This is a genomic window from Streptomyces sp. STAM6 (assembly GCF_054963715.1).
This window is the reverse complement of the sequence record NZ_JBUEFZ010000057.1, coordinates 1-25,834: the sequence shown is the minus strand read 5'-3', so window position 1 is coordinate 25,834 and position 25,834 is coordinate 1. Positions and strand designations below refer to the sequence as shown.

Annotated in this window: 29 protein-coding genes and 2 pseudogenes; 18 read left to right on the top strand and 13 right to left on the bottom strand. The window is 70.7% G+C overall.

Annotation, left to right across the window (positions count from 1 at the left end; translation table 11 throughout):
• On the top strand, window positions 1-1,639 hold a 1,639-nt coding region (locus ACY34K_RS32755; RefSeq protein WP_462753709.1), incomplete at its 5' end, for an outer membrane protein assembly factor BamB family protein.
• On the opposite strand, the gene ACY34K_RS32750 is transcribed toward ACY34K_RS32755, so the two are convergent.
• The gene (locus tag ACY34K_RS32750) at window positions 1,621-3,315 is read right to left on the bottom strand and encodes a PP2C family protein-serine/threonine phosphatase (RefSeq protein ID WP_462753707.1); all 1,695 of its coding nucleotides are present in this window, start codon (window positions 3,313-3,315) and stop codon (window positions 1,621-1,623) included. The genes ACY34K_RS32755 and ACY34K_RS32750 overlap by 19 nt on opposite strands.
• A gap of 465 nt (window positions 3,316-3,780) precedes the next feature.
• On the opposite strand from ACY34K_RS32750, the gene ACY34K_RS32745 reads away from it, so the two are divergent.
• From ACY34K_RS32745 to ACY34K_RS32730, 4 genes are read left to right on the top strand one after another with little or no spacing between them, the layout of a single operon-like run.
• A complete protein-coding gene (locus ACY34K_RS32745) occupies window positions 3,781-4,224 on the top strand; it encodes a hypothetical protein (RefSeq protein WP_462753705.1) in 444 nt (147 codons plus the stop codon).
• Entirely contained in the window at window positions 4,199-4,399 is a 201-nt protein-coding gene (locus ACY34K_RS32740; protein WP_462753703.1) for a hypothetical protein, read from the top strand. The genes ACY34K_RS32745 and ACY34K_RS32740 overlap by 26 nt, the downstream gene beginning before the upstream one ends.
• A gap of 52 nt (window positions 4,400-4,451) precedes the next feature.
• Window positions 4,452-5,345 (top strand): RNA polymerase sigma-70 factor, encoded by an 894-nt coding sequence (locus tag ACY34K_RS32735; RefSeq protein ID WP_462753701.1) that lies wholly within the window; start codon window positions 4,452-4,454, stop codon window positions 5,343-5,345.
• Window positions 5,346-5,390: 45 nt separating this feature from the next.
• The gene (locus ACY34K_RS32730) at window positions 5,391-6,167 is read left to right on the top strand and encodes an SDR family oxidoreductase (RefSeq protein WP_462753699.1); all 777 of its coding nucleotides are present in this window, start codon (window positions 5,391-5,393) and stop codon (window positions 6,165-6,167) included.
• A 114-nt stretch (window positions 6,168-6,281) separates the two neighbouring features.
• Here the strand turns inward: ACY34K_RS32730 and ACY34K_RS32725 are convergent, their stop codons facing one another.
• The gene (locus tag ACY34K_RS32725; RefSeq protein WP_462753697.1) at window positions 6,282-6,818 is read right to left on the bottom strand and encodes a hypothetical protein; all 537 of its coding nucleotides are present in this window, start codon (window positions 6,816-6,818) and stop codon (window positions 6,282-6,284) included.
• A gap of 196 nt (window positions 6,819-7,014) precedes the next feature.
• Here ACY34K_RS32725 and ACY34K_RS32720 point away from each other — a divergent pair, with 196 nt between their 5' ends.
• Window positions 7,015-7,446, top strand: coding sequence for a hypothetical protein (locus ACY34K_RS32720; RefSeq protein ID WP_462753695.1), 432 nt, complete (start codon window positions 7,015-7,017; stop codon window positions 7,444-7,446).
• Between the two features lie 114 nt (window positions 7,447-7,560).
• Here the strand turns inward: ACY34K_RS32720 and ACY34K_RS32715 are convergent, their stop codons facing one another.
• Window positions 7,561-8,349, bottom strand: a complete 789-nt coding sequence (locus ACY34K_RS32715; RefSeq protein WP_462753693.1) for an alpha/beta fold hydrolase — start codon at window positions 8,347-8,349, stop codon at window positions 7,561-7,563.
• Between the two features lie 377 nt (window positions 8,350-8,726).
• Between ACY34K_RS32715 and ACY34K_RS32710 the strand changes: the two genes are divergently transcribed.
• Complete coding sequence (locus ACY34K_RS32710; protein ID WP_462753691.1) at window positions 8,727-9,392, top strand: TOPRIM nucleotidyl transferase/hydrolase domain-containing protein; 666 nt, start codon at window positions 8,727-8,729, stop codon at window positions 9,390-9,392.
• Window positions 9,393-9,946: 554 nt separating this feature from the next.
• On the opposite strand, the pseudogene ACY34K_RS32705 reads toward ACY34K_RS32710, so the two are convergent.
• Together ACY34K_RS32705 and ACY34K_RS32700 are read right to left on the bottom strand one after the other, a co-directional pair.
• Window positions 9,947-10,096, bottom strand: a pseudogene (locus tag ACY34K_RS32705) (IS110 family transposase); the annotation flags it as partial.
• A 255-nt stretch (window positions 10,097-10,351) separates the two neighbouring features.
• Window positions 10,352-11,080: an alpha/beta fold hydrolase gene (locus ACY34K_RS32700; protein ID WP_462753689.1), complete on the bottom strand. Its 729-nt coding sequence runs from the start codon at window positions 11,078-11,080 to the stop codon at window positions 10,352-10,354.
• A gap of 130 nt (window positions 11,081-11,210) precedes the next feature.
• Here ACY34K_RS32700 and ACY34K_RS32695 point away from each other — a divergent pair, with 130 nt between their 5' ends.
• The 5 genes from ACY34K_RS32695 (at window position 11,211) to ACY34K_RS32675 (ending at window position 15,073) form a co-directional block, all read left to right on the top strand.
• A complete protein-coding gene (locus tag ACY34K_RS32695; protein WP_462753687.1) occupies window positions 11,211-11,807 on the top strand; it encodes a GNAT family N-acetyltransferase in 597 nt (198 codons plus the stop codon).
• 310 nt (window positions 11,808-12,117) lie between these two features.
• Window positions 12,118-12,780, top strand: a complete 663-nt coding sequence (locus tag ACY34K_RS32690; RefSeq protein ID WP_462753685.1) for a helix-turn-helix transcriptional regulator — start codon at window positions 12,118-12,120, stop codon at window positions 12,778-12,780.
• A 413-nt stretch (window positions 12,781-13,193) separates the two neighbouring features.
• Window positions 13,194-13,643: a peptidoglycan-binding domain-containing protein gene (locus tag ACY34K_RS32685; RefSeq protein ID WP_462753683.1), complete on the top strand. Its 450-nt coding sequence runs from the start codon at window positions 13,194-13,196 to the stop codon at window positions 13,641-13,643.
• A 278-nt stretch (window positions 13,644-13,921) separates the two neighbouring features.
• Window positions 13,922-14,725 carry an SMI1/KNR4 family protein gene (locus tag ACY34K_RS32680; protein WP_462753681.1) on the top strand — a complete coding sequence of 268 codons (804 nt, stop codon included), beginning with the start codon at window positions 13,922-13,924 and terminating at the stop codon, window positions 14,723-14,725.
• A gap of 174 nt (window positions 14,726-14,899) precedes the next feature.
• Window positions 14,900-15,073 carry a hypothetical protein gene (locus ACY34K_RS32675; protein ID WP_462753679.1) on the top strand — a complete coding sequence of 58 codons (174 nt, stop codon included), beginning with the start codon at window positions 14,900-14,902 and terminating at the stop codon, window positions 15,071-15,073.
• 329 nt (window positions 15,074-15,402) lie between these two features.
• Here ACY34K_RS32675 and ACY34K_RS32670 read toward each other — a convergent pair whose 3' ends face one another.
• The 4 genes from ACY34K_RS32670 to ACY34K_RS32655 form a co-directional block, all read right to left on the bottom strand.
• Entirely contained in the window at window positions 15,403-15,630 is a 228-nt protein-coding gene (locus ACY34K_RS32670) for a hypothetical protein (RefSeq protein ID WP_462753677.1), read from the bottom strand.
• 113 nt (window positions 15,631-15,743) lie between these two features.
• The gene (locus ACY34K_RS32665) at window positions 15,744-16,550 is read right to left on the bottom strand and encodes a S1 family peptidase (protein WP_462753675.1); all 807 of its coding nucleotides are present in this window, start codon (window positions 16,548-16,550) and stop codon (window positions 15,744-15,746) included.
• A gap of 434 nt (window positions 16,551-16,984) precedes the next feature.
• Window positions 16,985-17,245, bottom strand: a complete 261-nt coding sequence (locus tag ACY34K_RS32660) for a hypothetical protein (protein WP_462753713.1) — start codon at window positions 17,243-17,245, stop codon at window positions 16,985-16,987.
• Window positions 17,223-17,567, bottom strand: a complete 345-nt coding sequence (locus ACY34K_RS32655; protein WP_462753673.1) for a recombinase family protein — start codon at window positions 17,565-17,567, stop codon at window positions 17,223-17,225. The genes ACY34K_RS32660 and ACY34K_RS32655 overlap by 23 nt, the downstream gene beginning before the upstream one ends.
• A gap of 116 nt (window positions 17,568-17,683) precedes the next feature.
• On the opposite strand from ACY34K_RS32655, the gene ACY34K_RS32650 reads away from it, so the two are divergent.
• The 4 genes and pseudogenes from ACY34K_RS32650 to ACY34K_RS32635 form a co-directional block, all read left to right on the top strand.
• A complete protein-coding gene (locus ACY34K_RS32650) occupies window positions 17,684-18,223 on the top strand; it encodes an ArsR/SmtB family transcription factor (RefSeq protein WP_462753671.1) in 540 nt (179 codons plus the stop codon).
• Between the two features lie 17 nt (window positions 18,224-18,240).
• Window positions 18,241-19,515, top strand: a complete 1,275-nt coding sequence (locus ACY34K_RS32645) for an MFS transporter (protein ID WP_462753711.1) — start codon at window positions 18,241-18,243, stop codon at window positions 19,513-19,515.
• 161 nt (window positions 19,516-19,676) lie between these two features.
• A complete protein-coding gene (locus tag ACY34K_RS32640) occupies window positions 19,677-20,180 on the top strand; it encodes a GNAT family N-acetyltransferase (RefSeq protein ID WP_462753669.1) in 504 nt (167 codons plus the stop codon).
• 195 nt (window positions 20,181-20,375) lie between these two features.
• A pseudogene (locus ACY34K_RS32635) lies at window positions 20,376-20,642 on the top strand (transposase); the annotation flags it as partial.
• A gap of 80 nt (window positions 20,643-20,722) precedes the next feature.
• Here the strand turns inward: ACY34K_RS32635 and ACY34K_RS32630 are convergent.
• Window positions 20,723-21,367, bottom strand: a complete 645-nt coding sequence (locus ACY34K_RS32630; RefSeq protein ID WP_462753667.1) for a hypothetical protein — start codon at window positions 21,365-21,367, stop codon at window positions 20,723-20,725.
• Window positions 21,368-21,696: 329 nt separating this feature from the next.
• Between ACY34K_RS32630 and ACY34K_RS32625 the strand changes: the two genes are divergently transcribed.
• Together ACY34K_RS32625 and ACY34K_RS32620 are read left to right on the top strand one after the other, a co-directional pair.
• A complete protein-coding gene (locus ACY34K_RS32625) occupies window positions 21,697-21,963 on the top strand; it encodes a hypothetical protein (RefSeq protein WP_462753665.1) in 267 nt (88 codons plus the stop codon).
• Window positions 21,964-22,207: 244 nt separating this feature from the next.
• Window positions 22,208-22,615 carry a hypothetical protein gene (locus tag ACY34K_RS32620; RefSeq protein WP_462753663.1) on the top strand — a complete coding sequence of 136 codons (408 nt, stop codon included), beginning with the start codon at window positions 22,208-22,210 and terminating at the stop codon, window positions 22,613-22,615.
• Here the strand turns inward: ACY34K_RS32620 and ACY34K_RS32615 are convergent.
• From ACY34K_RS32615 to ACY34K_RS32605, 3 genes are all read right to left on the bottom strand, one after another.
• Entirely contained in the window at window positions 22,566-24,377 is a 1,812-nt protein-coding gene (locus ACY34K_RS32615; RefSeq protein WP_462753661.1) for a hypothetical protein, read from the bottom strand. The two genes, ACY34K_RS32620 and ACY34K_RS32615, sit on opposite strands and share 50 nt — an antisense overlap.
• A 97-nt stretch (window positions 24,378-24,474) precedes the next feature.
• Window positions 24,475-25,209, bottom strand: a complete 735-nt coding sequence (locus tag ACY34K_RS32610) for a ribonuclease H family protein (protein WP_462753659.1) — start codon at window positions 25,207-25,209, stop codon at window positions 24,475-24,477.
• 61 nt (window positions 25,210-25,270) lie between these two features.
• Window positions 25,271-25,630, bottom strand: coding sequence for an ArsR/SmtB family transcription factor (locus ACY34K_RS32605; protein ID WP_462753657.1), 360 nt, complete (start codon window positions 25,628-25,630; stop codon window positions 25,271-25,273).
• Window positions 25,631-25,834: the final 204 nt, after the last annotated feature.

Genomic DNA, 25,834 nt, shown 5'->3' with positions numbered 1-25,834 from the left:
CCTCAAGCCGGGCAATGTGCTGCTGGCCCAGGACGGGCCGAGGGTCATCGACTTCGGGATCTCCCGTGTCGGCGCGGCCAGCGTGCTGACCGAGGTCGGCACCACCATGGGCTCCCCCGGATACATCTCGCCCGAGCAGATCCAGGGCGGGCGGGTGGGACCCCCCACGGACGTGTTCTCCCTCGGCGCCGTACTGGCGTTCGCCGCGACCGGCAACGGACCGTTCGGCGTGGGGTCGGTGCCCGTGATCCTTTACCGCATCGTGCACGAGCCGCCGGACCTCGGCGATGTGCCGCCGGGGCTCCGGCAGGTCATCGACTCGTGTCTGGACAAGGATCCCGAGTGCCGGCCCACTCTCGGTGAGCTCGCTCACGCGCTCGGCGAAGGCCGCGCGGTCACCGAGCTGTTCGTGCCGGGCTGGCTGCCCCGTACGGTGCCGCCGGGCACCATGGATCCCCGGGCCATCCTCTCCCGCGGGCCCGCGGCCGCCGCCTCGGCCGCCTCGTCGGTGCCGCACGCCTCCGTCCTGGAAGCACCCGCGCCGCCCCCCGCCGAACCGGACCTCGTCGACGCGGTCCCCGAGAGGCCGCGTGCCGGGCCGAGCCGCAGGCAGCTCCTCCTCGCCTCCGGCGGTCTGGCCGCCTCCGCGGCCCTGGGATACGCCGGGCTGCGGTTCCTGCGCACCGAGAACGAGCCGTCGGGTACCCGGCTGTGGCGATTCCCCACCACGGGGACACTCGTCAACTACCCGCGGGTGGCCGGTGACCTGGTGTACGCGGCGAGCAACGACGGCACCTTGTACGCCGTGGACGTCGGCTCGGGCAAGCAGCGGTGGGCGTACACCACGGACGCGGCACTCGGCTCGGCTCCCTTCATCCTCGGTGGTGTGGCGTACCTGGGAAGCGACGACGGCAAGCTGTACGCGCTCGACGCGGAGAGCGGCCGCCGCCGGTGGACGTTCGCGACCGGCGGCATCGTGCACTCCCCTGTGGTGACGGGAGGGGTCGCGTACATCGGCAGCGCGGACGGGTATCTGTACGCCGTCAAGGTGGACGACGGTGGTCGCCTGTGGCGGTTCAGGACGGGCAACGACACCCACTCCCCCGTCGTCGCGGGCGAGACGGTCTACGTCGGCTGCAGCGACACCAATCTGTACGCCGTGGACGCCCACGCGGGCACGGTCCGCTGGAAATTCACCACCGCGGGCGCCGTCTCGTGGTTCCCCGCGGTGGACGCCGGTCTGGTGTTCTTCACCAGCACGGACGGAAAGCTGTACGCCGTGGAGGCCACATCCGGAAAGCTCGTCTGGAAGGCTGACGGCGTGGGGGCGCAGGCCGGTCCGGTGGCCGCCCGGGGCATGGTGTTCGCCGGTGGCGGGCGCCGGCTGCATGCCTGGGACGCGGCCGGCGGCGAGCACCGCTGGGCTCTCGGCACCGAGGGTGACGTGTCCGCCCCCGCGGTGTCGGACGGGGTGGTGTACGTGGGCAGCAGCGACCAGTTCCTGTACGCCGTGGACGCCGGGAGCGGCAGGGCGCGCTGGAAGCACACCGCCGCGGCCTCGGTGCATCCGCCCACGGTGACCACGGGCGCCGTCTATTTCGGGGGCTCCGACAACAACCTCTACTCCGTCCGGATCTGATCGGAGTTGTCGTGCGGGCGGGCTCTTTCCATGAGGAGGTCGCTGAAGGTCTCGATGGGGCGGTGGGCGAGGGACGCGGCGTGCCGCCGCAGCTGTTCCAGTCCGTGGTCGATGGGGTGGCGGATGGATTCGACCAGGCCGTCGGTGTAGAGCACGAGCGTGGACAGCGGCGGCAGCGTGACCGTCGCGTCGGTGCGGCCGAGTGCGGCTCCGGTCCCGAGGAGGATGCCGTGGCCGTCGGTGAGGTAGCTGGCCCGGCCGTCGTGGGTGATGAGCAGCGGTGGGGGGTGGCCTGCGTTCGTCCACTGGAGCTGCCACCGGCCCTCGTCGTCGGTGTCCAGCCGGGCGAGGATCATGGTGGCCATGGGGACCTGGGCGATGTGCGGAGCGGCCTCGTCGACCCGGCTGACGATCACGCTGGGTGCGTCGGGCTGGAACCAGGCGTAGGCGCGCAGGATGTTGCGCAGCTGTGCCATGTCGGCGGCGGCGTCCAGGTCGTGCCCGACGACGTCCCCGATGACCAGGGCGAGTGCCCGGTCGGGCAGGTGGAAGGCGTCGTACCAGTCGCCGCCGACCTGGGAGGCGTGCGGCGCGGGCTGGTAGCGGGTGGTCATCTGCAGGCCCGGCACCCTGGGCATCTGCGGCAGGAGGTGGCGCTGCATCGTTTCGGCGACCTTGCGCTGACGCTGGTAGAGGCGCGCGTTGTCCAGGGCCAGGCCGGCGCGGCGGGTGATGTCCTCCAGGAGCGGGATGTCCGTGGTGACGAAGGCGTCGGGCCGTTGGGATCTGCCGAGGGTCAGGGCGCCGAGGACCTCACGCAGGCCGCGGATGGGGGCGATGAGCGCCGAGTGCATGCCGGTGTGCTCGAAGAGCCGTTGCTGTTCGACGGCGATGCCGGAATCGGGTGGCCCCTGATAGGTCTGCGGTGTCGCCAGCGTGCTGCCCGCGCCGCGCAGCGCCCGGGAGAGCGGCATCGGAGAGCCTTGCGGCACCGGCGGCATGGCTCCTTGCAGGTCCTCCTCGTGAACGATGGCGCCCTTCTCCTCGTGCGCGACCACGGTGCGCCAGACCTCGTCGTTCTCGGTGAGGAGATCGATCACGACCCAGTCCGCGAGGAGCGGGACGACCAGCCGTACCAGCCGGTCCAGTGCCTCGTCGACGTCCAGGGTGGAGGTGAGCTGGGAGGTGGTCTCGGCCAGCAGTGCCAGGCGCTCCAGCTCCGGCAGCGCCGTCACGGGGTGCGACGGTCTCTCCTCGGCAGCCGGGGCGTGGTCGTGCTCGTGGAACACCACCAGGGCGCCCGTCTCCTCGTCGGAAAGGTGGAGCGGTGCCACGAGCCAGGACATGGCGAGCAACGATCCGTCCCCGCGTTCGAAATAGTCCACCTCTTCCTGCCGGGTGCGCCCGCTGACGAAGGCCTGCATCATCGAGCAGCGGCTCCTGGGGACCGGGAGTCCGTGGCGATCCCGGTGGAGCAGGTCGTGTGCGTCCTGGCCGAGCAGGTCGACGGCGGGGCGCCGCAACATGTCCTCGGCCCGGCCGTTGACGGCGAGGACGAGGCCGTCGGTGTCCACCGCGTACGCCGCCGCGCCGAGCAGTGCGAGCAGCTTGCCCAGTTCGCGCCGCAGCGCGGAGAGGCGCTCCTGGTCTGCCCCACGGTCCTGCGGATCGCTCACTTTCCCCACCTCCGCTCGACTCCCCGCCACGCGGCCTCCGCGCGTGCGTGTGGAGCCGGATTGCACCGGAATCACGACGAGGCAGTTCAGGAGGCCAAGAGAATGTAACCGTCCGCGGAGGGTGGCGTCTCCTCTCCCCACGATCACACCGGCTCCCGCACCGCCGCGTCATGCGCTGCCGTACCCCCGACATGATCATGTATTCCTGGGCCACGTCTCTTGCGATCGTCATACGATCCCTGGGCCGTCCGGAGTCACTGCGGTCCGGGCCGCGGCGGCCTCCAGAACCAGCGCCCGGTTCGAGCCATGCGGGGCCCACGCCGCCGGGCCGGCCCAAGGGCGAATCTGATGATCGCCCCGGCGGGCAGACTCACCGGGCGTTGTACCGACCGGACAGGGCGGTCGCGGGCCGCGACCTGCCCGCCCCGGTCCACGCACGCGGACCGCCCATGGCAAGGGGCTTGTATGACCGCGCTCGAGGGTCTCGCCGTCAACCCGGCGGCACCGGCCGGCGTACTGCTGAGGCTGCTCGAGCCGGGGTACGAGAACGCCTGGCGCGTGCCGGCGTCCCGGCGCGCCGCCTTCCCCGAGGAGGTGACCGCCGCCATCGTCGCGCACCCGGATCCTCGGGTCCGCGGAGCACTGGCCCGCAACCCGTTCACCGACCCCGGGATACGGGGCCTCGTCGTGGACGATCCCGAGTGGGTGGTCCGCGGCCGCCTCGCCCGCGCTCCCGGTCGGACCCGGCCCGTTCGCCCACTGCCGGACTGGGTGATCGACCGGATGCTCACGACGTACGACGGCGAACTGCAGCAGGAACTGTTCTTCTCCCGTCAGATCCCCTTCCGGGTCCGGCGAGGCGCCCGGCGAACGGCGCCTCGCCGTGCTCGACCCCGGTCTCTCCCCTGAAACCGCCGACCGGCTCACCCGCGACCCCCATGCGGGCGTGCGCGCGGGAGCGGCCCGCCATCCCCGGCGCCCGGCCGACCGGTTGCTCGCCCTCCTCGACGACGAGGAGCTCGCCGGGCACGCCGCCGCCAACCCGGCACTCCCTGTCCCCGTCATGCGTGGACTGCTCACGTAGGGACACGACCTCGCGGCGGCCGACGCCCGGGGATCTTCTACCGTGTCGCCTCATGGACAAGGCACAGCAGTTCGAGGAACATCGGCGCCGGCTGTTCTCGTTGGCGTACCGGATGCTCGGGTCGGCGGCGGAGGCCGAGGATGCCGTGCAGGACGCGTACCTTCGCTGGCACGGAGCCGCGCCCGGGCAGGTGGCGGCGCCGGGGCCGTGGCTCGCGAGGGTGCTCACGAATCTGTGCCTGAACCGGCTGACCTCGGCACGCGTACAGCGCGTGGATTACGTGGGGCCGTGGCTGCCGGAGCCCGTGCGGACCGATGACGGGACCCTCGGGCCGATGGAGACGGCGGAGCAGCGCGAGGCGGTGTCGCTGGCGATGCTGGTACTGATGGAGCGTCTGACGCCCCCGGAGCGCGCGGCGCTGGTGCTGCGTGACGCGTTCGGCTACAGCCACCGGGACGTCGCCGGTGTGATCGACTGCTCGGAGGCGAACGCGCGGCAGCTGTACCACAGGGCCAAGCAGCATGTGACGGACGGCCGGCGGCGGTTCAGGACGTCCCAGGAGTCGAGCGGCGTCCTGCTGACCGGCTTCCTGGAGGCCGCCGCGCAGGGCTCGCTGGAGCGGTTGGAGGCGCTGCTCGCCGAGGACGTGGTGGCGTGGTCGGACGGCGGCGGCAAGGTGACGGCGGCACGCAACCCGGTCGTCGGCCGGGAGAAGGTGATCCGGTACCTGACGGGCACGTTCACCCGGTGGGGAAGCGGTGTGCAGCTGGAAATCGTCGAGGCGAACGGCGCCGCGGTGGCGCTCGGCCGGGAGGACGGCGAGCTGACCTCGATGGGGGCGCTGGAGATCGGCGAGGCGGGAATCATCGGGATCCGGATCGTGAGGAACCCCGACAAACTGGCCTTTTTGGCGGGTCAGCTTCGGGAGTCGTCACAGAACGCGTGAGTCGCCGGTTCTTCATCGGTGACAGCGACAGGAAAGGACTGACCGATGGAGAACGACGTGATCATGGTGACCGGCGCGACGGGCGTGCTCGGCCGCGAGGTCGTGGAACGGGCGTGCCGCACCGGGTCGCCGGTGCGGGCGCTCACCCGCGGAGCCGGGTTGCCGGGCACCGCGGGCGTGACCTGGCACACCGGCGATCTGGCGACCGGCGCGGGTCTGGACGAGGCGTTCCGCGGAGTGCGTACGGTCATTCACTGCGCCACGGACATCCGCCACTACAAGAACGACGTCCCGGCCTTCCACCACCTGCTGGACGTCGCGAAGCGGGCCGGGGTCGAGCATGTCGTCAATGTCTCCATCATCGGCATCGACCGGATTCCGTTCCCCTACTACCGGATCAAGCTGGAAGGGGAGCGGCTGCTGGCGGCCTCCGGGATCGGCTGGACCAATCTGCGGGCCAGCCAGTTCCACCAGCTGCTGGACAGGACGTTCACCTCCATGTCCAGGTTGCCCGCCGTCATCGTGCCGGCCCGCACCGTCCTGCAGCCCGTCGACCCGCGGGAAGTGGCCGGTCACCTGGTCGAACTGGCCCTCGCCGGACCGGCCGGCCGGGTACCGGACATGGCCGGTCCCGTGGTGCACACGGCTGACCGACTGGCCCGGGACTGGCTGCGGGCGGCGGGCAAGCGCCGCCCCGTCCTGCCGGTGTTCCTCCCGGGCAAGGTCGGTGCGGCCCTCCGCGCCGGCTCGCTGACCGCCCCGGCCCGCGCCGTGGGTACACGAAGCTGGGAGGCCTATCTGGCGGAGAGGTTCACCCACTGACACCGTCGACCGTTCGCCCGGCCGGTCCGACGCCCCGTGGGCCGTGGCGTCGGACCGGCCCGGGTGGTGCCCACCCGCGGCCGACCGAACCCGGCGAGGGCGGGCGGATCGGTGTCAGCCCTCGTCCGAGGCTTCCGCCTGCAGGAAGCGCTCCACCTCATTGGCGACGCTCGGTTCCGCCGTCGACGCGCGACGGCCCAGCCGTGTGGAACCCTCGTGCACACCGAGCCCGCCGACCCAGACGTATCCGAACGACGGCTCGCCGTCGATGCCGGGACTGACCTGAATGTCCAGCTGCTTGAGCCTGGCGGCCGGTGCCGCGACATAGAGGCTCGCGGTCACGCGCCGCTGGGGGTACAGGTTGAAGCCGCTGATGTGGTCCGCGCCCCTCTCGTCGACGAACACCCCGTGCCCGTCCCGCCCCGCGCGTACGTCGTAGTGGTACGGGTGCGCGTTCATCTCGATCGCGAAGCACTCGGACCCACGGTTCTCGAACGTGACCTGGAAGCCGACGTACGTCAGCCCCTTGGCGTCGTCGTCGCGCCCTCGCGGCGGCACCGCTCTTTTGAGGCTGTGTACCCGCACGCGCAGGCCGGCCCACTCTTCCGACTGGTACTCCTGCCAGTCCCCGATGACGTTCGGCACGTCCATGCCCACCCCCCTTGTCGACGACAGCCTAGAGCGAGAAGGGGGGCGCCCAGGAGGGCGGTTCTGCCAGGATGAGGAAATGTTCGATTTCGGTGTCGCGGGCTACCGGCCTCTGTGGTTGAACGGCCGACGCGATGTCCTGCGCGCACACGGAGCCCGCCTGCGTGGCCTTGCCGGGCGGCCTCTGACGAGGGTCTGGATGGTGTGGGACCTGCGGGACGACGAGTGGTTCGGCGACTGCCCGGTACTGCTGGACTTCGACGGCGAGCAGATCGAGATCACCCATCACAAGCTCGACGATCTCTCCCTGACCTGGAACACGATCGACCCGCTTCACCCGGTCCGGTGGCCCGGGTTCGATCTGCGGTGGCGCCCCGAGCCCGTTCACGGCCTGGACGCCCTGCAAGGCACACCCCTGATACGGGCCGAGCTCCTGGAATGGACGGGAAAGGACGCGGCCGAGGGAAACGTCGACGTCAGCTTCGTCTTCGAGACGGGTCGGCTCTCCGTCTTCAACGCCCTCGACGAGAACGGGCTGAGCTTCGACCCTCCCGGGGACAACCAGTGCTCCCGGCCGCCGGACCGACGCCGGACCGGCACGGCGGCGCCGACGCGCCTGTGCGGTGAGTGAGAGTGTCGCCTGCGCAGGCCACGCCGGTGCGGCCGGAGGGGTGAGCGGTCTCTCGTGAGCCGGGGCCACAAGATCACGGGGCGTGAACCGAGTCAGCCACGATTCGCGCTCCGGTCAGGCCGCCGCCTCGGCGTGCACCTCCTCGATCAACCGAGCGATGGTCTGCGGCACGCGCAGTGTCGGGTAGTGGTCGGAGGCGGCCAGCCGGACCAAGCGGCAGCCGGGAATCCGGTGCGCGGTCTTCTCGTTGCAGCGGACCACCTCCGGCTGGTCCAGCTCGCCCAGTGCAAGCAGCGCGGGGACGGAGATTTCGGAGAGCCGGTCGAAGGCCGGGGCGTCGGTCTGCTGGTGCCCGACGTTGCTGAACCATCCCGGCACCGCTCCTCGCAGCTGAGCGGCCGCGAGCGGGTCGGTCTCGGGCGTGCCGCCGCCGGCCTTCCCCCAGAGACGCAGCCCGAGCCGGACGATGCCTTCCATGTCTCCGGCCGTGGCGAGTTTCCCCACCTCTTCGTAGAACCCGGCCGGGGCCAGGTCCTCGTACCCCGTGACCCCGGGCACGAAGAGCGCGAGGCCCGCGACCCGGTCCGGGGCGTCCAGAGTCAGGTTGATCGCGGCGGACCCGCCCATACTTGAACCCACCAGCACCGCACGGGGGACCTTGAAGTGGTCGAGGACCGCGGAGAGGTCCCCCACGGGGCTGAACGCGGCGGTGGTCGCGGGAGAGCGGCCGTACCCTCGCGCGTCGTAGCGGATGATTCTCGGCCGCGTGGTGAGCGCCGCGAGGACCGGGTCCCACACCGTCGAGTCGCCGACACCGGGATGGAGCATGACCAGCGGCAGCCCGTCCCCTCCCGAATCGTCCGCCCAGAGTTCGCCGTTGCTGACAGGCACGATGGTTTCCACGTTCTCCAGTCTGGCCGATCGGGCCTTGAACCCGTCGGCGGAAACCCGGCCGTGTCACATCGTCGCCAAGCAGGTGAGCCGGGTCCGAGCGGGTGAAGCGCCGGCGGACGACGGGGCTGGTCCCGTCGACACGGCGGTCTTCGGCTTCCCGTCGGAAGCGGGGCGAACGCCTCGCCCTCCCCGGCAACCAGGGCGAACCCCGCGCGCCCTCCGGGGTGACCGCTGTTGTGCCCGTCCCCTTCCACGAGGTCACCAGGGACTCCGCCCAGGCCGCGGGCAAGGGTTACGCAGACCTCGCACGTCGGCGCGCGTCCCATCTCCCCGGCACGGGGAAAATCCCGGGAGATGCTCGTCACCGCCGTGGAAGACTGGGCCGCATGGAAGACGTGCGGCATTTCAGAGCGGCGGTTGTCGAGTGGGCGGCCGGGGGCAGCGGCGCCCACAGGGCCGCGGCGGCCGCACGGGCGCTCAGCGACGACATCGCCCTGCGCACAGTGATCCTCGTCGAGGGCCACAGCGACCAGGTGGCGATAGAGCAGGCGGCGGCGATGATGGGGCGTGATCTCGACGCGGAGGGCACGCCCGTGGTCCCGCTCGGCGGTGTGACCAGTATCGGACGGTTCCTGCGCGTCCTTGGCCCGCAGGGTCTGGACCTCGGGGTGGCGGGGCTGTGCGACGCCCGCGAGGAGCGGTTCTTCCAGCGTGCTCTGGAACAGGCCGGGCTGGGGCGGGATCTCGGCCGTGACGTGATGGAGCGGCGCGGCTTCCATGTGTGCGTCGCCGATCTGGAGGACGAGTTGATACGGGCCCTGGGGGCCGACGTGGTCCAGGACGTCCTCGACTCCCAGGGCGAAGGGCGTCCCTTCCGCACCTTCCAGAAGCAGCCCGCGCAGCGCGAGCGGACGGTCGAGCAGCAGTTGCACCGATTCATGGGCACACACAGCGGCCGCAAGGCGCAGTACGCGCGCCACCTCGTGCGCCGCCTGGACCCGGCCGACGTGCCGACGCCGTTGACCCGCCTCCTCGCCCACGTCGGCGGCTGAGGTCAGGCACGCAGGCGGTTGTCGGGGGATACCCACGTCTTGCTCCGGCCGGGCATGAGCTCATCGTGCACGGCTTCAGGGCGCGGTGCGGCCTCTTGCCCGCTGCTCCGGCACCGGCCTCGGCCCGGCGCGCTCAGCCCGTCGCCCGGGACCCGCGATCCGGCTGACAGGGTCCGGCGGCATGGGCGGGAGCAGTCATCCGCCACCCCAACCGCCGGGAACGGCGCAAGCTGCACAGCGACCAGACGCATGGCTGGACACCTCACGTTGCTACGCCGTCAAGCCGGTCGGCTGTGAGGGCCGGGGTCTTCGAACCGTTCCGACCGGACTCGGAGAGAATCCCGGCATGGTGATGGCACGGCACTGGTACTCCTCTTCGCCCATCGTGGACGGGCATCGCTCGTGGACGAACCGGGCTTCTGGCCTGCGTACTTGGCGGAACTGGCTGAGGGGTTCGCGCCGGATGCCTTCGGATCGGACGCGCGCGACGCGGACGCCATGCTGGACAGGCTCCACGACCCGTCGGCGTGGCCCATGCCGTGTGAGGCCCCGACGGCGAGCGTCTCGTCGTGGGTCCTGCCCTGCTTCGGGCAGTGGTAGAGCCGGCCGTTCATGCTATTGAAGAGGTTGCGTTGAGCGGCGGCGTGCCAGTCGCCTTGTTCGCGGCGGCGCCGGTAGTGGGCGTTGGCCCCGGTGGATGCCCGTGGCCGACGCCCACGCGACCACCACCACTCGCACCAGACCGCGCACCGGTCTACGTGGAGCCTCCGCGGCCCGGCTGCACCTGGATGTCGGAGTCTGGTACTCGAACGCATCGAGAAGCACCCGCTCCTACGGAACGCTCGTAACTATGGATGGGGACGCATGCCGAGATGATCCGCCGCTCCGTCAGTCACCAGCAGCGAGCGCGGACGGTGACAGTGCTGCGCGGTCGCTTACACCAAGCTCTTTCGATCAGGTCAGCCGTGGACGGGGAGCTGTCGGGCGAAGCGGCGGACGGCGTCGGTGAAGGCGTCCGGGTCGTCGAAGTTCGCCAGGTGCCTCGCGCGCGGGATCAGTTCCACACGGGCCTGCGGATGCGCGCGGGCGAAGTCCTTCTCCCCCGCGCGGAATACCGTGTCCTTCTCCCCGTTGAGGATGAGCACGGGCGCCGGTACATGGCGCATCGCGTCCGCGTCGAATCGGCCGAGCACCTCTCCCCAGGCCGCCGGCAGCGAGTGGAAGGCGTAGCCCCCGCGGATGGTCGGGTCCACGATGTCCGGCGCGTACATCCGGCGCAGAAGCCAGTCGTTCCAGCGGGTCAGACGGGCGGCCGGCACACGGGGTACGAGCCCGGCGACCCACCGGTACGGCGCTGCCCACGCGCCTCGGGTGGAGGCGCTGGCCCCGGCGAGGACCAGCCCGCGCAGGTGCTGGGGGAAACGCCGGGCGAACTCCAGCGAGGCGTATCCGCCGAGTGAGTGCCCGACGACCAGAGCGGGCCCGGAGGCCAGCGACTCCACCGCCGAGGCGATGACCTCCGTCGCGGCCGCGAGGCTCCAGGGCTGCGCGGACCGGGCACCGTGACCGGGGAGATCGATCGCTGCTACCGCGAACTCCTCCTGCAACGCGGCGACTTGAGGACTCCACTGCCCCGCGCTGAACCTGGTCCCGTGAACGAAGACAATGGGCGGCGCATCAGTCGGCATCGTCACTCCCCCGGATCAGGCTCCCTCGCTCCGACCTTACAGGGAGGCCCGTGAGGGGGTGCCGCCCGGAAGACCTCCGTGCCTCGAGGTGGAGAGCAGCCGCAATACGCCGGGAACGGCGACAGGGGCCGTGACAGCGGTGAGCGGCGCTCTTGAGCGGCTTCTGCTGAAGTGGGTGACGGTCGAGGCGAATGGCTGTGACCGCCCGGAAATCCGTTGGCTTCACCATGCCGCACGAGCGATGCTCGCCCGCATGACCACAGGTTTCATCGTGCGTCCGGCCCGGCCCGCCGACGCCCGGACGCTGGCCGAACTGCGGTGGATGTTCAAGCAGGAGGACCGCGAAGGGCAGTCGCCGGGTCCTGCCCGGTCCCGGGAAGAGGCCGAGCAGTGGATCCGCGACCGGCTCAGCAGTGGTCGCTGGTTGGCCTGGGTCGCTGAGACCGAAGGCGCAATCTGCGGTCACGTCTTCCTCTGTCTGGTGGAGAGGATGCCGGAGCCCTACAACGACAACAACCCGGTCGGCTATGTCACGAACTTCTTCGTCGTGCCGTCACAACGAAACGAAGGAGCCGGCTCGGCGCTCCTTGGGGCGCTGAAGCAACACTCACGCAGCGCCGGCCTGGAGGGCTTGATCGTCTGGCCGTCGGACCGCAGCACCCCGCTCTATCGGCGCTTCGGTTTCCAGCCTCCGGAGGAGCTGTTGGAACTGCCGCTCGAGACCTGATGAGCCACTTCCGACACACGCCCTTGGCATACCCCGGCACGGACAGGTCGTACAGCTGCGCGTCGCAGGCGCCGCCCGCCGTGATGACCTTGGCAAAGATGGTGAGCCGGCTCAGGTCGTCGAGCCACACCGTCGTGTGCGCAGGGCCAGAAAGGCCTGACACGCGGGGTCGGAGAGTGCTGCCCGCCGCCAGGTGGCGGCCGGGTCGGAGATGGATGGGTCATGCCCTGCTACTTCTATCGATAACCTCTTTCAACGGTAGAACCGGCACTCATTCTTCCGTCAATGACGGTGGGTTTTACAATGGAGCGTGGACCAGTTCGATGACGCCAACATCTCCGCCGTCGCCGCTCTCGGTGAGCCCACCCGCCGACGGCTGTACGACCACGTCGTACGCCAGGCGGACCCGGTCAGCCGCGACGAGGCTGCCGAAGCGCTGGGGCTCGCCCGGCAGACCGCCGCCTTCCATCTGGACCGTCTCGCCGACGAATCCCTGCTCGATGTCGTCTACGAACGGCGCAGCGGACGCAGCGGCCCCGGCGCGGGCCGGCCCGCCAAGCTCTACAAGCGTTCGTCGAAGCAGGTCACCGTCAGCCTTCCGGGTCGCCGCTACGACCTCGCCGGGCTGCTGCTCGCGCAGGCCCTGGAAGAGTCAGAGGCCACCGGCGAGCCGTCGCGGACGGTCCTGCACCGCAAGGCGCAGGAACGGGGCAAGGAGTGGGGCACGCAGGACGATGCCGGGCTGCTCGACCTCCTGCGGGGGTACGGGTTCGAACCGCGCCGTGAGGGTGCTGCCATCGTTCTCGCGAACTGCCCTTTCCACACGCTGGCTCGCGAGCACACCGAGACGGTGTGCGGCATGAACCTCCACCTGCTGCGCGGTGTGGTCGAAGGGCTGCACGAGACCGGTCTTCAGGCGTGCCTCGCTCCCGCCCCCGGCCGGTGCTGCGTCCGCCTGGAACCGGCCGCCTGAGGCGAAGGGCGGCGAACGCACCCCCGGTCGGCTGTCGCTTGCCAGGTCAGGGCGAGGTCGGCCGGCGCACTCCCGCTGCCCTCGGTGCTGGGCTTCCCGCTCTGCCGACGGCCGGGTCAATGCGCGTCTGGCGGGGCTTCCGGGTCGGCCTCTCTGCCCGTCGGTATCCCTGGCTGAACCGCACCGGTTGGCGAAAAGCCGCGTCAACTCCTGGTTGAGGGAATGTCAACTCATGGGTTGACGACGGTTCGATCCGCCGGTGGATAGCTTCTCGTACTGCGCCCAGGGGCAGGCCCGGCAAGGGGCTCTGATCGCTTCTGCGCCGCGCGACCAGAAGAGGGTGCCATCAGCGCGACCGGTGACGACCACGCCGATCGCGCGAGGTGCCGCTCTGCCACCAGAAGGGGGAACACATGCGACCCGATGTCTGGAAGAAGACCCTCGTCAGTGTCACGACCGCAGCCGCGGTCGCCGCCGGAACCCTGGCGGGTGCCGGCGCGAGTTTCGCGGCGTCCGCGCCCGCCGAGAAGCCGACGGTGAGCGCCGAGGCCGTCGCCCCGCTCGCGGTGAACAACCTCGGCCTGACTGCCACGGAGGCCAGAAACGTCCAGCGCTGGCTGACGACGTACTGGGCCTACTCGGGCGAGATCGACGGACAGCTGGGCACGAACAGCTGGAAGGCGTTCCAGCGCAACCTCAAGGAGCACTGGGGCTACACCGGAGCAATCGACGGGATCGTCGGAAGCGGCACGATCAAGGCGCTGCAGCGCCTGCTGCAGCACTGGGGCTACACCGGCGCGATCGACGGCATCGCCGGGTCGGGCACCAAGGCCGCGTTCAAGCGGTTCGCGAACGGCATCTGACCGAGACGAGCGCAGCAGGGCTGCGCGCCCCGGACGGCACGCAGCCCTGCGTCACGGTTAGTTTCATCTGTTGTGCTGAGACCCCAGTTCGCTCAGCACCACAGCCAACCCTCCTCAGGCTCGTCGGCGGGCAGCTCTGCCCGTACGGGAAGGCCGGACGGACCCGTCTGACCCGTCGGACCCGTGCGCCACGGAGCTCGCCCTGCGACGGACGAACCGCTCACGCGCGGGGGACCAGGGCCACCGGCCTGTCAGAGGCGGGTGCTTGGCTGTCACCCATGGGCCATGAACGACTTCTCACGGCCGTGGCCGGGCTGGTGTGGCCCGACGTCGGCGACCTCACGTGTGCACAACCCGGCCACCCAGCGGGCCACGTATGCCTTCCGGTCAACGAGGAAACAGACACGGACGGCCTTGTCGAGGAGCTCAGCAGCCGCGACGGGGACCCGGTCAGGGGGCCCGGCGCTCCGCCGCCACTGCCCGACGAGCAGCTGGACCGGGCCCGCGCCTGGGCGTTCGGCGGACGGTGGGTCACGCTCGGACCGTCCTCGCGCTCCGACGACGACCGCGGGCTCGTCCTGATCGTCTCGCCGCGGACCACACCGAGCATGGACCAGCCGCCCGCCGGGGCGACCTGGCTCGACAAGCTGCTCGTCGTGACGGGGTGGACGCCGACGCGCATTCATGGGGTCGACTGGGCGGCAGCCGAGTCCCGGCTCGGCACGCGTCTGCCGAACGACTACAAGCGGCTTGTCGAGACCTTCGGCAGGGGCCAATTCGACGGCTTCTCCCATGTCTTCCTGCCCGGCGAACTCATCCGGCACACCGAGTACGCCGCCTGGACTCCGGGCGGCATGCTGCCCTGGGCGAGCACCGAGCACGAGCAGTCGTTCTACTGGATCACCGACGGTCCTGACCCCGACGTGTGGCCCGTGTTCGCCACCGGTGTCGACCCCGAGGACGGACGACGCTTCGACTGCACGGCGACAGAGTTCCTCTTCCATCACCTCACCGACCGGCAGCACCCCTTCCGTGTCCCCGTCGACTTCCGCGCCCCCTGGTTCCAGGGCAGCAACGGGTAAGCCGAGGCGGGAGTGTGGGTGGCGGCGGGTGGTCACGTCCTCGACCTGCCGCGGGGACGGGCGGAACGGCCGGCAGACGGTCCCGCGGCCGCCCTTCACCGTACTCGGGTGACGATTCGATTGCGGTCCCGCACCGACCGGTTGCCGGAGCAGCACCCGCCCGTTGAATGAGGCATGGACGACCAGAGAAACGATTCTGGGTGCTGCTCGATGTGTGAGGACCTCTTCCACTCCCCCACGCGCGCCGCTCCCCTGGAGCTGGGGCCACTGGGGCCCGTCTGGTGGGTGCACGCGGGGGGCACGGTGATCGCCGCCGCCCTGGTCCTGGCCCTGCTCATCAGCGGATGACACCGGGCCTGAGCGCCACGCGCGGACGCCGGGTGCGAGTTGGTGCGGTACACCGAGGGCCACACCACCACTGGCCGCTGTGGTCCTTCGCCATGCTCGCCGCAGGTCTCTTGCCTGCCCGGGCGCGCGGACAGCGAGACCGGCTGATCCACCCCTGGATCGCCCCGCGCCCCTTCAACGCCCCCGGTGACACCGCCTTCACCAGGGCTTTGCAGCCCGGCATCATGCCGGAGTCCTCACCGCGCATCTGCGGGAGAACACCTCCGAGACGGGCCGGCGACCTGGTCGTTGACGGAATCGAGCCGGGTCACACCGCGCTGGGAGCAGTACTACTTGGGCGAGGGACCGGCGTTGACGCTTCGGGCGGGGACGACGAAGGGCAGGTCCTCGACGGAGGCGAGCAGCCCACCGCCCCGCATCTGGGCCGGCTCGACGCGGGGCTGCGCGCCGATCAGCGCGGCGTTCGCCGCGGCTCCGGTGTCCGCAGGATGTCTCGCCAGCACACCCTCTTCGCCGACGGCCACGGCACGACCGCCCCCGAGCAGCGGCAGGCCCACTGCGGCAGATGCTCCGGAACACCGGCAGCCGTGCGGCCGTGCAGGCGGCCTCCTGACGCACGAACGCCCCCGACCGGAACCGGCCGGGGGCCTTCGCGACGACCTGACCGGCGTCAGCCGCCCATGCCTTCAGCGGCCTTCTTGATGTCCGCGGCGAAGGCGCTCACCTCGGTGTAGATGCCGGGCTTGCCGGGGCGCGCGCAGCCTTCGCCCCAGCTGACGATGCCGACCTGGATCCAGGCCCCCGCTTCGTCCTTGCGGAACATGGGGCCGCCGGAGTCACCCTGGCAGGTGTCGACACCGCCGGTGTCCAGCTTGCCGGCGCAGAGCTCCTCGCCGGGGGTCAGCTGGTCGCCGTACGCCTTCTCGCAGGTCGCGTCGTCGATGAACGGGACCTTGGCCTTGAGCAGGTAGCGCTGCTGGTCGCCGCCCTCCTTGTCGGCGCCCCAGCCGGCGATGTCGAAGTCGCCGTTGTTGAACTTGTCGTCCGTGACGATCGGCAGGGTGGGCAGGTCGATCGGCTTCTCCAGCTTGATCAGTGCCCAGTCCTTGCCCTTGCCGTTGTAGCCGGGGGCCTGGAGGACCTCGGTGGACTTCACGCTTATCGCCTTGGAATCCTCGAGGTCGACGACGCCCGCCGTGGCGGTGATGCCGGTGTTCGGGCCACTGGCGTCGACGCAGTGAGCGGCGGTGAGCACGATGTCCTTGGCGTACAGCGAACCGCCACAGCCCATGGACAGGCGAACCATGAACGGGAATTCGCCCTCAGTGGCCTTGGTGCCGCCGACGACCTTGGTGCCGAGCTCACCGCGTGGGGTCGGTGAGGCGGCGTTGGCGGCGCCGGGCTGCAGGCTGAGGCCTGCGAGGGCGACGGCACCGATCGCGGTGGCCGTCCTGATGTGCTTCAGGTAGCTCTTCAACGGGTTTCCTCTCGTGGGGGGATACACGCGTCGACGAGCTCATGCCGACCACATCCGGAAGCGCGCCGTAGACATCGAAGAACGGCAGCGCACGCCGCAGGGCGTCCGGGCTCAGTGGGGGATGAGTCCGTGGAGCGCCCTGCGATTATGTGGAACTTACGGTCGGCGGACAAGGGAGCCCCGTACCACCAACTCGTTTGCGGCCAACCCGGGTTGGGTGGCATACCGGACGATTCCCGCCGGTAACGACCCGGCCTGTTACACGAGTGAGACGCAATCTCCGGGCAGCCGTGCTGTTGGCTCGATCGGGCCGATTCACAACAGGGCCCGGGGAGTTGATGGTTCAACGGTCCGGCGTATGCCGTCCGTGTGGTCGGGGTGTGAGTAGTTGAGGCACAGAAAGTGCCACTGAGATTGATCTTGGTGTGATCTGCCTACTGTGTGGGGGCGTCGAGCCGGCGGGGCACTGCGCAGGCGCGCAGCTCGCGCAGGTCCGGGATGTGCTTGTCGAGCGTGCCCGGCGAGACGCCGAGCAGCTTGGCGATCGAGGTGATCGAGCGGCCCGGGTCGGGCAGCGGCTCACGGGCGGCCCGGATGATCTCCTCGGTGGCGACGGTGGGGCGTCCGCCGACCCGGCCGCGGGCGCGGGCGGCGGCGAGGCCCTCCTTGGTGTCAGTGACGATGAGTTCGCGGATGAACCCCGCGAGCGCGGCGAAGACATGGAAGACAAGTCGGCCGCCGGGGGGTGGTGGTGTCCAGGTTCTCGTGCAGCGAGGTGAAGCCGATGCCGCGCTCGCGCAGCTCGGCGACCATGTTGATGAGGTCTTGGAGGCTGCGGCCGTAGCGGTCGAGCGAGGGGACGACAAGCGTGTCGCCGGCGTCGAGGAACGCGTGGCACGCCTTCAGCTCGGGACGGAGCGCGTCCTTCCCGGACTTCTTGTCCGCGAAGATCTTCCGGCATCCGGCGGCGGTGAGCGCGTCGAGCTGCCGCTCCAGTTTCTGCCGGCCGGTAGGCACCCGGGCGTACCCGATTTTGATCTCGGCGCGAAGGTCTCGCGCGCCGGACAGCGGCTTCTGAAAGTCCGTGCGAAATCCCCTTGCTCAATGGTCAAGGATCGTTGACCATTGCTCCCATGCCTACCGACGATCTTCCCGAGACGTTTTACGTCACCACTGACGAGCAGCTGCGCGCCGTCTCCAATCTCACGCGCCACCGGATCATGGCCGTGCTCCGCTTCGAGCCGGCGACGATTACGCAGATCGCGGAGCGGGTGGGCCTTGCGAAGGGGAGTTCCAGCTATCACGTGCGGCTGCTGGAGCGGGCCGGCCTGGTGAAGGTGGTACGGACACGGAAGGTGCGGGGGGTCACCGAGCGCTACTACGCGATGGCCGCGCGGGCGATCGCGCTGCCGGATCCGGGCGAGGGAGGGCCGGATGTACTGATGCGGCATGCGGTGGCTGATCTGGAGGCGTCGCCGGCGGACGGCGAGCGGCACGTGCGGATGGCGCATCTGCGGCTCACCGAGGAGCAGTTCGCGGAGCTGGGGGCGCGGCTGCAGGCACTGGCGGACGAGTACCGGGAGCTGTCCGATCCGTCGCTGCCGGACGCGTCACTCGTCTTCGCACTGTTCCACCCGGCATCGCACAAGCAGGCCGAAGGGGGCACCAAGTGACCTCAGGTATACGGAAGTTGCCGACCGGGTTCGGACGGCTGTGGACTGCGCAGACGGTGTCCTCGCTCGGTGACGGGGTGTCGCATGCTGCGCTGCCGCTGCTCGCGTTGACGTTGACGCGGGACCCGATGGCGCTCGCCGCCGTCACGGCCGCCGGGACGCTGCCGTGGCTGCTCTTCGGGGTGCTCGGCGGTGCGCTGGTGGATCGCTGGGACCGTCGGCGCACGATGTGGGTCGCGGACGCGGCACGTGCGGTGCTGCTCGCGATACCGGCGGCAGCGGCCGCACTCGACGTGCTGAGCATTTCGCTGCTCGCGGCCGTCGCCTTCCTGCTCGGCCTCGGTGGACTCTTCTTCGACACGGCCGCCACGGCCTATCTGCCGGATCTGCTCGGCCGCGACCCCGCACTCTTGGAGCGAGCCAACTCGCGCCTGCGCGGAGCCCAGACGGCCATGTCCGGCTTCGCGGGGCCGCCTGCGGGCAGTGCGCTGCTCGCACTCGGGCGCACCGTTCCGCTGCTCGCCGACGCGGTGTCGTTCCTGTTCTCCGCGCTGCTCGTCCGTACGCTGCCCGCCATGCCCCGGCCCGTTCCGAAGGTCCGCGAGTCGCTGCTTCGGCAGGCGCGGGCCGGGGCCTCGTACGTCTTCCGGGACCGGGTGCTGCTCGGGCTGGCGCTCCGCCCGGCGGTCGGGAACGTCGCCTTCCTCGCTGTGGAGACCGTCCTCGCCCTCTTCGCGCATGACCGCCTGGGCATCGACACCTACGGCTTCGGCCTGCTCCTCACAGCGGAGGCCACCGGCGGCCTGCTCGGTGCGGGCATCGCTTCCTACCTTGGCCGACGACTCGGCACCGGCACCGCACTGACCTGCACAGCCGCCGTCGAAGGGCTTGCCATCCTGGGCCTGGCCGCGTCCCCGAACCCGTACGTCGCCGGGCTGGCGCTCGCCGTCTGCGGGGCCGGCATGGGCGCCACGATGGTGCTCGCGCCCTCCCTCCGACAGGCGATCGTCCCTGCCCACCTGATGGGCCGGGTCGCCTCCACCTCCCGCATGCTGGCCATGTGTGCCGCCCCCATCGGGGCCTTTCTCGGCGGCTGGCTGGCCACCACCTACGACATCCGCACCCCGCTCTACGCCGCCGCCGGTCTCCTCCTCGCGATGACCGCCGTCACAGCATCCATGACCAGCAACCGCCGGGTCGAAGCGGCGCTGCGTGCCGCCGCCCCGGCCGGCGGTCCAGATCACCCGGCATCCAAGGATCCCGCCGAGGAGAGTGCACCCGACTTGTTGTGACGCCGGTCAGAAGCCGTTGCCTTCCGATCATGGAGTCTGTCGATCGAACGGGAGTCTCGATCGGGTGATCGCGGGCACTGCCCGGCATGAGAGCCGGTCCTGGCGGTATACGGGCAAAATCCAAAGGAACGGAGGGCCGCGCGCTGCTACGGTCGGGCGTCATGAGCTGGCTCCCCGACAACTTCGTCCATCCCGTCCTGGTACCGCTGCCGGGCAGTGGTCATCACCTGCGGCCGATCCGGGAGGCGGACACCCCGCTCGACTATCCGGCTGTGATGGGTTCGCGCGAGCGGCTGTGGACCATCTTCGGCCCAGCCTGGGGCTGGCCTGCGGCCACCATGACCTACGAGGCCGACCAGGCCGACCTGTTGCGGCACGAGAAGGAGATCGCCGCACACCAGTCTTTCAACTACGCGCTGTTCGACGCGGCGGAGACAGCTCTGCTCGGCTGCGTCTACATCGACCCACCGGAGAGGGCCGGCGCGGACGGCGAGATCTCCTGGTGGGTGGTGGACGAGCTGGTGGACAGCAAGGTCGAGCAGGCCCTCGATGAGCTGGTGCCGCAGTGGATCGCCGCCGACTGGCCGTTCGAGCAGCCGCGCTTCCTCGGCCGAGAGATCTCCTGGTCGGACTGGCTCGCCCTGCCGAAGCACTCCGACGCGTAAGTAGCTTTTGTCGTACCGAGAGGTTCGGTTGCGGGTCGAACTCGGGTGCTCGGTTGGGTGATCGGCTGGTGGCCGGTGAATGAAGCGGGGCCTCCCACACAGCTCATGGGTGTTGAAGTTCATTCGAGCGTCAGGAGGCCCTGTGCCTCAGTCTTCCGTGCCGGTGCCCGTGGAGTCCAACCTTGATATCCCGTCGTGTGTCTGTCTCGCCCACGGCCTGGTCAGGAGTTCCACGACCGGTTGCGTGGGAAGACCCGTGCCGCGGCCGGCCGGGGCCCGGAACCGACCGCAGGCATCATCGACTCCCGGTCGGTCAAGGCCGCCGCGTCCGTGCCCGCCTCCTCACGCGGCTTCGACGGTGGGAAGAAGATCAACGGCCGCAAGCGGCACATCGTGGTCGACACGACAGGGCTGCTGTTGACGGTCATGGTCACCGCGGCGAACGTGACCGACCGGGAGGCGGCCCAGGTTCTACTCGCCCGGCTGACCAGGAGGTTCTTCCTACACGTCCGCGGCGATGGTGCTGTGGTCAATGACCATGGTCATGAGCCGCCGCCTTGCGAAACAGCGACGCTGAAGGAGCCCGGGGTGTCCTCGACGAGCCAGCCTCGCGCGGCCAGACGCTTCGCCTTGGACCGCACCCCTTCGATCTTCGCCGGAACGAGCTCGAGGTCCAACGAGCCGGCGAGTTGCCGGCAGATCGCAGACCCTTCGCCGGCCCGCTCACGATCGGCCAGGACGTGAATGATCCGCTGGTAGTCCGGCGGCAGCACCGTCACGTCCAGCCCTTCCCGCCACACCGGCAGCCATTCCCTCACCGTTGGAACGCTGTCCAGAAGACGGCTGACCCGCACGCCTTCCTCGCGGGACGTCACCTTCGCCAGTGGTGCGAAATCGTCAGGGAGCAGATCCAGCAGGCTCATCACCCGCTCTCCCGTTCCGAGCGCGATCAGCAGCTCGCACCGGATCTGGGGTGGCAGGGTCGGGCGATGGGGCAGTGTGTTCCAGACGGCCGGCCACAGGTAGTGGCTCCCCTCGGGGGCCGCCGTCGCCCGCACCCATTCCGGCTCCAACCGTTGGTTCAGGCCGAGCTCGGCCGCGCGCTGTTCCAGTCTGAGCAGCGAAACCGTGTCGATGACCTTCACCTGACGGGGAAGTGGCGGATGCGCCGTGACGTGCCTCGTCACCGCGGTAGTTCCTGCATGTTCCGTTCGCCTCCCCCTCGGTGGCCGTAAGGATTCAACGTATCGCGCCGTCACACTTCCGCCGCCGGTTGCGCGGGCGTTGGCGGCAGGCCGCCCGGCTCCCCGGCCATCACTCCAACCTCCTTGCGTGCCGCGGCAGATGGAAGACGTCGCACGCCCGGAGCACCCGTCCGGGGTGAGGTTGATCTCAGAGTCGGCGAGACGCACCCCCCGCGGACCCGGTCACACGTGGCCGGTGCCATGATGGGTCTCGCAGGAGCCCGATCCTGCGTCGTCGGACGATGCCAACGCCCAGCAGCAAGGAACCCGACATGGCCGCCACCAATTCCACGGACAGTCCCGCAACGCTCTACGGACCCGTCTCGCTCGTTCTCGGCACGATCGCCCTGATCACCGCGGTGTTCGCCGGCTTCATCGGCATCGCGGTCTCGCTCCTGGCGGGCAGCCTGGCCGTCACCTTCGGCCTTCTCGGCCTCGCTCAGCGGCTCAACCGAGGACAGTGCGCCATCGGCCTCGCCACGGGGGCGCTCGGCCTGCTCCACCCGCTCGTCCTCGTCGCGGTCGGCGGCGTCGCCTGACGTCCTCGCCGCCCGACGGTGCGGCGCCGGCGAACCGGCTGAAGGACCGGCCGGCGAGTCGACGCGGACGATCGCACCGGTCTCGTCGCGGGTGAAGAACCCGCGGTACGGGGACCGGCTCCGGATCGCGGTACACCACGCCGAGCCAGGTCTCCACTGCCCGGCGCGCGACCGCCCCCTGATGGGCATTCCCTCATGCCCCGCGCCGGCGGGCAACACGACGCCGAAGCCGGCTCGGGGGAGGATGGGAAGACACCTTCGCCGGCGGCCCGCGGGGCCCTTCTGCGCGAACGCGCAGGGCCTCGTGGTGTGGGCCCTGGCACTCGGCATCGGCGTCCTCGGCTCGCCGGCCGAGGACGACCTGGCTCGTGTCCGGCCCGCGCTGCCGGCCGTTCCGGCGGTCGCCCTCTCGACGGCCGTGGTACTCGCCGTCCACGCGTCCGCCGTCGACTGGGCGTCGGGCCCCGGAGTCTCCCTCGTCGTGCTGGTCGTCGGGCTGCCGGCCACGGGCATCACCGGCCGCCGGCTGTGGACCCGCCACCAGGCCGCACGCTTCTGGGGGAAGCCGGGGAGGTGGGGATCCGCGTCCTGCCGGCGTGCCCTCAGGCGCCGGGACCTCGCTTCTCCGTCACACCCCGCCAGGCCGCGGTGAACAGCTCCGGCAGTGTGTGCAGCGGCGGCGGCAGTTCGGTGATCCGAGTGCCGTCGGAGGTGAGGCGGGCTCCATGGAGTTCCGCCTTCCACCGTTCCATGGGCGTCATCGGCTTGGTCGCGTGAGCCCACGGGCCGGGCAGGAAGACGCCGCGGCCGGCCCGGGGCCGCTTGCCCTCGACGACGAGGCCGCGCTCCAGCAGGGCGGAGACGGCCGCCCGGTGGCGAGCCGGCGACCAGCCGTTCCAGCGGCGCACGTTGCGGTCCGTCGGCGCGGCGAGGGCCGAGAGCTGCAGATACAGCGCCGCAGCGTCCTCGTCGAGTCCGAGCGTGTCCGCGGCCTCGGTGACCAGGTCGGGGGCGGAGGCACGGGGATCGGACTCGTAGCGGCCCGGGGGCAGGACGCCGTCGGCGATACGGGCCATGACGCGGTCGCAGGTGTCGCCGCGGAGCCAGTCGATCCGGATGACGCCCGCCTGGGCGCGGCCGAGTTCGCCGGAGAGTATGCGTGACGGTGAGTCGCGCCGCCGCAGCACTTCCCGGATCACCCGCACCAGTTCGGGCGCGCCGTTCCTGACCGGGTCGCCGGCCGGGAGGTCGGCGTAGGCCCAGGGGAGGGCGGTGAAGAGCGTGTCGATCAGCCGGTCGGTGTCCCAGCGGCTCATCACGTCCCACGTGGTGAACAGCCGTGTGTCGCGCGTGGGGCGCGGCCAGATATGCAGGTCGGCGCCGCCGGGCAGCGGGGCGGATGCCGGCTGGAGGAAGAGGCTGCAGACGTCGGCTGCGGCGAAGGGGGTGCCCAGAGCGAGGGCGGCGTCGTGGGTGCGGGGCGGCGCCGGAATCCGGCCGCCGCGCTGTTCGAGCCAGGCGTCGGCCGTGCGGGCCGCGACCCGGCGCAGGCCGCCGGGTTCCCACAGGTCGGCGGGGTCGTCGGGAAGGACGTCGGCGAGCAGGGCGAGCCGGTCCTGGTCCTGGAGCGGGCCGAGCTCCCTGTAGGCGTCGTCGGCTTCAGCGACCTTCATCGCGAGCACGCGGCGCTCGTGGTCGTCGAGGAAAGGCACGTAGTAGCCGCTGGAGGACGGGTTCGCCGCGAGGGTGAGGGCGGCGGCGCCGCGGCCCATGCCGATGGCGCCGCTCAGTTCGTCCACGGCCGCCGTGTCCCAGGGGAACGGGCCGCGCTCCCGGACCAGTGCGACCAGCCGCCGGAGCTGGTCGGCCGTGCCCCAGCCGCGCGGGGCCCCGGTCGCCGGCCCGCTGTCGGCGGGTGGCTGCGGGGCGGTGTCCCCGGTCCAGGCCTGGAGGTAACGGCGGGTTTCGTGGATGGCCCAGGCCGTGGCCACCACACTGCCGTGCTGGTCGCGCGTGCCCCAGGGCAGGTCGGACCGGGCGACGACACCGGTACGGAAGCGGAACGCCGGGTCGACGAAAGGGCTCTCCGCCCACATGTCGAGAAAGTTGAGGAGCACTTCGCGGCGGGCGGGCCGGGTCGAGGGCGCCGCCGCGCGCAGGGCGATGAGCCCTATTCGGCCGATGAAGCCCGTCCACGAGCCTTCGCCGGCCGGCTTCGGTCCTTCTTCGCCGACGGCCGGTTCCCATGTTCCGGCGATGAACCGGCCGGTGCGTTCGATCGCTCGCAGCGCGTCGTGGTGCCACATGCCGGTGCCGGCGACGAGCCCCTGGAACGCGGCGGTGATCTGGTGGCCCGAAGCGGGCGTGCCCCATTCGTCCGCGATCCAGGCGCTGTTGCGGTCGTTCTCGATCATGCCGGTCATCCTGACGCATGCCACTGACAGCGGCGCCGGGGGCCCTTGCGGGAAGGGCGGCCGGCTCGACGCGAACCCTGCGCTCTTGGGCCGGGTCTCAGGCTCCCGGGTCCTCCGGCACCGTGCCGCGGCAGTCGGGGTGCCCCCAGCGCGTGCCGACCTTGGTGATCGGGTCGCCTGTGGCGTACGGCTTCCCGCACGGGCAGGTGCCGCGGTACTTGGCCTTGATGGTGGGTGCCGCGCCCCCCGATGTGCTGCCGGCGGTCCGTTTTCCGGCCGGGGCACCGGACTTGCCGCCGGTGGCGCCGGACTTCCGGCGGGACGGAGCGCTGCGCTGCGGCGCCGGTACGGGCATCTCGGCGGCGCCGAACGCCGTGCCGGCGGCCTGCTGGGTGGCCGCCGCGTCACTCGCGGCCTGGTCGGCGATGGCGTTCAGGTGGTCGCCGTCCTCGCGGTGGGCGGGGACGTAGCGGAACTCCACGTCCCGGTCGGCCAGCAGTACGTCGATGCGCTGTACCAGTTCCTGGTTGGCGACGGGTTTGCCGGCCGCCGTCCGCCAGCCGTTGCGCTTCCAGTTGGGCAGCCACTGCGTCACGGCCTTCATGGCGTACTGGGAGTCCATACGGACCTCGAGGGACGTGCCCGGGGCGACGGCCTCCAACAGGCAGCGGAGAGCCGTGAGTTCGCCCACGTTGTTGGTGGCGCGGCCGAGCGGGCCGGACTCCCAGCGCTCCGGCCGCCCCTCGGTGTCGGCGATGACCCAGGCCCAGCCGGCCGGGCCGGGATTCCCCTTGGCCGCCCCGTCACAGGCGGCGATGATGCGATCGGACATCCCCCGATCATGCCTTACCCACGGCCGGGGCATCCCCCGGACCCTGGTGACGGCGGGGGCCTCAGTCGTGCGGCGCCGAGCCACTGACGCGGTGGTCGGCGTGGCTGAGTGCCTCCAGCACGAGACGGCGCAGATGTCCGTCACGCAGGCTGTAGAAGACGTGACGCCCTTCCCTGCGGGTGGTCACGAGTCCGGCGAGTCGCAGTTTCGCCAGGTGCTGGCTCACCGCCGTCCTCGATGCCGTGCAGCGCTCGGCCAGGGAGCCGACGTCGGACTCCCCTCGGGCGATGAGCCACAGCAGATGCAGCCGAGTCGGCTCGGCCAGCATGGCGAACACCTCGGTCGCCTCGGCCAGGCGCGCGCTGTCCGGTGCGCGCAGATGCGTATGGGGCGCAGCTGGGAGTGATTCGCGGACGGCCATGCACTCAGCGTAGAGCCATGGGCCCGACTTGCGCCCGGCGCAGCGAGACCGAATCGACATATGCACGGATGCGCACATGAGCCTATAATCGGTGTTGTTCGGTCGGCCGTCGTGGCAGGGGGACGCCGCATGATTTCCGTACTGCGTCATCGCGCCTACCGCCATCTGTTCGCGGCGCAGGTCATCGCCCTGGTGGGTACGGGG

Bases quoted from the DNA above. Each gene is read 5' to 3' on its own strand.
- ACY34K_RS32745 (WP_462753705.1), top strand. From the start codon at position 3,781: ATGACCGCGCTCGAGGGTCTCGCCGTCAACCCGGCGGCACCGGCCGGC.
- ACY34K_RS32735 (WP_462753701.1), top strand. From the start codon at position 4,452: ATGGACAAGGCACAGCAGTTCGAGGAACATCGGCGCCGGCTGTTCTCG.
- ACY34K_RS32730 (WP_462753699.1), top strand. From the start codon at position 5,391: ATGGAGAACGACGTGATCATGGTGACCGGCGCGACGGGCGTGCTCGGC.
- ACY34K_RS32725 (WP_462753697.1), bottom strand. From the start codon at position 6,818: ATGGACGTGCCGAACGTCATCGGGGACTGGCAGGAGTACCAGTCGGAA.
- ACY34K_RS32720 (WP_462753695.1), top strand. From the start codon at position 7,015: ATGGTGTGGGACCTGCGGGACGACGAGTGGTTCGGCGACTGCCCGGTA.
- ACY34K_RS32710 (WP_462753691.1), top strand. From the start codon at position 8,727: ATGGAAGACGTGCGGCATTTCAGAGCGGCGGTTGTCGAGTGGGCGGCC.
- ACY34K_RS32700 (WP_462753689.1), bottom strand. From the start codon at position 11,080: ATGCCGACTGATGCGCCGCCCATTGTCTTCGTTCACGGGACCAGGTTC.
- ACY34K_RS32685 (WP_462753683.1), top strand. From the start codon at position 13,194: ATGCGACCCGATGTCTGGAAGAAGACCCTCGTCAGTGTCACGACCGCA.
- ACY34K_RS32680 (WP_462753681.1), top strand. From the start codon at position 13,922: ATGGGCCATGAACGACTTCTCACGGCCGTGGCCGGGCTGGTGTGGCCC.
- ACY34K_RS32675 (WP_462753679.1), top strand. From the start codon at position 14,900: ATGGACGACCAGAGAAACGATTCTGGGTGCTGCTCGATGTGTGAGGAC.
- ACY34K_RS32650 (WP_462753671.1), top strand. From the start codon at position 17,684: ATGCCTACCGACGATCTTCCCGAGACGTTTTACGTCACCACTGACGAG.
- ACY34K_RS32640 (WP_462753669.1), top strand. From the start codon at position 19,677: ATGAGCTGGCTCCCCGACAACTTCGTCCATCCCGTCCTGGTACCGCTG.
- ACY34K_RS32625 (WP_462753665.1), top strand. From the start codon at position 21,697: ATGGCCGCCACCAATTCCACGGACAGTCCCGCAACGCTCTACGGACCC.
- ACY34K_RS32620 (WP_462753663.1), top strand. From the start codon at position 22,208: ATGGGAAGACACCTTCGCCGGCGGCCCGCGGGGCCCTTCTGCGCGAAC.
- ACY34K_RS32615 (WP_462753661.1), bottom strand. From the start codon at position 24,377: ATGATCGAGAACGACCGCAACAGCGCCTGGATCGCGGACGAATGGGGC.
- ACY34K_RS32610 (WP_462753659.1), bottom strand. From the start codon at position 25,209: ATGTCCGATCGCATCATCGCCGCCTGTGACGGGGCGGCCAAGGGGAAT.
- ACY34K_RS32605 (WP_462753657.1), bottom strand. From the start codon at position 25,630: ATGGCCGTCCGCGAATCACTCCCAGCTGCGCCCCATACGCATCTGCGC.